This is a genomic window from Phenylobacterium sp., assembly GCF_030654915.1.
GTDB lineage: Bacteria > Pseudomonadota > Alphaproteobacteria > Caulobacterales > Caulobacteraceae > Phenylobacterium.
In genome coordinates this window covers 1-3,472 of the sequence record NZ_JAURWM010000283.1, presented here as the reverse complement: position 1 = coordinate 3,472, position 3,472 = coordinate 1, and the positions used below count along the sequence as shown (strand labels likewise).

2 protein-coding genes are annotated in these 3,472 nt (G+C 61.8%); one reads left to right on the top strand and one right to left on the bottom strand.

Going from position 1 to position 3,472, the window contains the following annotated elements; all coding sequences use genetic code 11:
* Window positions 1–83: 83 nt before the first annotated feature.
* Window positions 84–2,336, bottom strand: coding sequence for an AAA family ATPase (locus Q7T84_RS15020; protein WP_304810390.1), 2,253 nt, complete (start codon window positions 2,334–2,336; stop codon window positions 84–86).
* A gap of 215 nt (window positions 2,337–2,551) precedes the next feature.
* On the opposite strand from Q7T84_RS15020, the gene Q7T84_RS15015 reads away from it, so the two are divergent.
* Window positions 2,552–3,196 (top strand): helix-turn-helix domain-containing protein, encoded by a 645-nt coding sequence (locus tag Q7T84_RS15015; protein ID WP_304810388.1) that lies wholly within the window; start codon window positions 2,552–2,554, stop codon window positions 3,194–3,196.
* The last annotated feature ends 276 nt before the right edge of the window (window positions 3,197–3,472 follow it).

Here is a 3,472-nt window from a genome sequence, read left to right as displayed (position 1 = left end):
CGTCATCTGTTCCAACCAGGGATACAGGACGTCGGCGGGGTTAAGCAAACGTTGAGGGGGAGGAGCTTGAGATTGCGACGGACCTAGCAGCCCCCGACGATCGCCAATGTTCGCTTGGCGTGGGCAAGTACCTCGTCAGCGTCGAACGCTGTGTTGGGATCGTGATGGAACGGGGCAGTGTATTCGTTGATGTCGTCGAGTTCTTGGTACTGCTGGGTCAACGGATGCTGCGGATCGGCGCGGATATTCTGCAGCATGTCGCCGAGCCAGAGCCCGTCCTGATTTTGATTGGGAAAGCGATAGCGAATATATTTCTCCAACAGAGGGCGCATCGTCGTTCGCATCGCCTTGGCGTCGGTCGTCACGCCGCTTGCGTAATCCGCTAGCGCCATGTGGTCCTGGAGGTAGCCCTCCTTCACCTCCCAATCGATATTCCAAGGCTCAAGGGCGGAGTTTCCGCCAGACCCCGAGATCTGCATGGTGACGCAGGGCGGGCCGTGGATCTTACGCCGTACGGCATCCAGGAAGTACTTGTCGTGAGAAAACACCAGCACCTGTGACGCGGTCTCGCCAACGCGCACAATGGCCTTCGCCGTCATTTCGCGGCGAAAATCGTCGAGACTAGTGAAGGGGTCGTCGAACACGACAATTTTGTTCGCGAGCTTCGGATCCCGATTGAGTTGGACCAAGAAGAAGGCCATCGCGAAGGTGCTCTTATCGCCGGCGCTCATGGTGGAATCGAAAGATGGCTCGTCTCCGTCTGCCTTACTGATGTCGACGTCATTGCCGTCGAACTGAAGGCAGTAAGCTGACTGTGGGGTCTTACCGACGTAGTTCTTGCCGCACTTTGCGAGGCGGAAACCCGCGTTGAAACGGGTCAGAACAGCGTTGATATCTGCTTCGTAACCCCCAAGGATTTTGGCGTCGTAGACATCCAACTCGGCCTTCTTGACGTCCTTATCAGCGACGAGCTTCTCCTTGGCTTTGATCATCACGTCATAGGCGGCGGCTAGGTCGGCAAAAGGAGCCATATGGCGCTTCTTGGTCGCCTTCAGGGCGGCTAGCTTCGCCGTTGCGACGGCCTTGTCGGCCTTGGCGTTCGCGGCCTTCACTGCTTCGATGGCAACATTGGCCTGCACCATCGCCGCGTTCACCGGTTCAAGATCCGCGGCGATCTTCTCCCAGGTAGCGAGTGCGCCGTCATACGGCGGAGCGGCGGTTACCGCATCAAGCGGTGTGGCGAGCTTTGCTCTCATCCGAACCAGCGCGGCTGCGTACAGCGCGGCGACGTCATCGGCACCGCCAACCGGCTCGGCAGGCGCGACAAAGTCCGGGTCGAGATATTGTGCCCAGAATGCTCCCTCGCGGGCCGCATCCTTAAACCCCTGCTCAAACTTCAAGCCCGGTGTCGGACCCAGCGAAGCTTCAAGGTCTTCGGCGAGCGCTACAAGCGCTGCCTTGTGCGCTTCGTATGCTTCGCTGAAGTAACCCTGGTACGCCGTGACCAGAGCGCTGCCGGCGATCTCCGATCCACAGAATGGGCATTTGTCATCGTGAATGTACGGAATGCCCTCGGCGAGCCAAGCTTCACCCCCATCGTGGAACCCGTGAGTCGCTAGTTGTGCTTGAACTATGCCGGCGGCGGCGGCCGAAACCTCCGGTAAACCTGCGCCCATCATGGCTTCAAAAGTTGGTGGGAGCGCAGGCAGAGCGACCGGCTTTAGCTTCGCGTGGGCCGCGATGTCCGCCGCTGCCTCCACAGCCTTCAAGGCCTTCTCCGCTTCAGCGATTTTGCCATCGATGCCGGCGTCAGCCGGGAGTTTGAGGAAGGCCTCAAGGGTCATCCCTTTTGGGATGTGCTGCTGCAAAACTTTCTTTTCGTTGGTGATTTCGAGCTGTTTGGCCGTCGTCGCCGCGTCGAGGGCGTCGATTTCTTCCGCCAGCAAGACCCCCTGTGGACCCACGACCACTCGGTAGAAATTGCGCCGGTGCACTACGTCGATCTCGTGGCCGCCATGGACGTTGGCGTTGATGAAGTGCTGATCGAAGATGTGGAAGTCGTCAGCGTTGGCAGACCAAGCTCCAGCCGAGAACTTCACCAAGCCGGTGTCCATAAGGAGCTGCACTTCCTGTGGAATGGCCGCTTTGAAGGATCGACGCTTCAGGAGGTGTGACGGATCGTTGGTCTGGAGAGACCGCAGCATGGAACAGAGCGTGGTTTTTCCACGGCCATTCCCCGCGTAAAACAGCGTGTACTTGCCGTATTCGCCGCCGCTGATTCCGCCTGTGCGGAACCGGCCAACGGCTTTTATGCCGGCGATTTTTCTCAAGAACACGGTTGGCCCCTTTGAGGTGGTTGCATCAACACCATGCAAGCTGAGCCATAGGGCACGGTGTTTTCCGGTTGGTCCATCACAGAACAGGGCTCGCGCACAGGCGTGCGAGCCCTGACCGCCGGTCGGCGTGAACGAAACTCGGCGGATCGGGGTTGTAATCGTATTACTTGTTCCCAATTTGTTCCTTCGCAAAATCGGGCAGGAACAACATCTCCATGGCGCTCGCCACCTACACCGCCGCCACGCCGGGGACGCAGCCGGACTTTCGCTGCGGGTTCGATATCGAGCTGGCGCACGCGATCCTGCAGCGGATGGCGGAGGGGGAGAGTCTGGCCGCGATCTGCCGGACGGCGGGGATGCCGACGGCGGCGACGGTCTATCGCTGGGCGGCGCGGTATGAGGACTTCGGCGAGGCCTTTGTGCTGATCCGCACCCTCGCGCGGCAGAACCGGGCGGGGCGGGTGGCGCGGTCTCGGGCGGCGCGGGCCAAGGCGCGCAAGGGCGTGAAGAACGCGAAGATCACCGGGCGGCCGAGCGGGTTTTCGGCCCCGGTGGCGGAGGCGATCTGCACGCGGCTGAGGCGCGGGGAGGGGCTTCAGCAGATCTGCCGGGACGAGGCGATGGTCAGCGTCGGCACGGTCTATAACTGGCTGCATCACTATCCGCAGTTCGCGCGCGATTATGGCCGCGCGCGGCGACTGCAGGCCTTTGTGTTGGAGGATCAGGCGGCGGACCTGGTGCTGTCGACCGGGCCGGGCGGGCATCGCCAGGCTGACAAGGTGCTGGCGCGGATGCGCCAGCGGATGGCGGTGCTGTCGGCGAAGGCTTGGGATTTGGAGGCTCGGCCGGGGGCGGGGTAGCGGGAGCGTTGTTGAGCGCTGCGCGCGCCCTCACCTAACTTCTCCCGAGGGAGAGGGATTGTTCCGCGCCTTTCCTGTTGGGGGAGGATGTCTTGCGCCTCTCCCCGCTGCGGAGAGGTTGGGTGAGGGGTCTTTGGGGCTGGCGGATTTGCGGCGGGGGCGGTGTTGAGCGCTTCGCGCCCCCTCACCTAGCCTCTCCCGAGGGAGAGGGATTGTTCCGCGCCTTTCCCGTTGGGGGCGGGATGTCTTGCGCCTCTCCCGGCTGGGGAGAGGTTG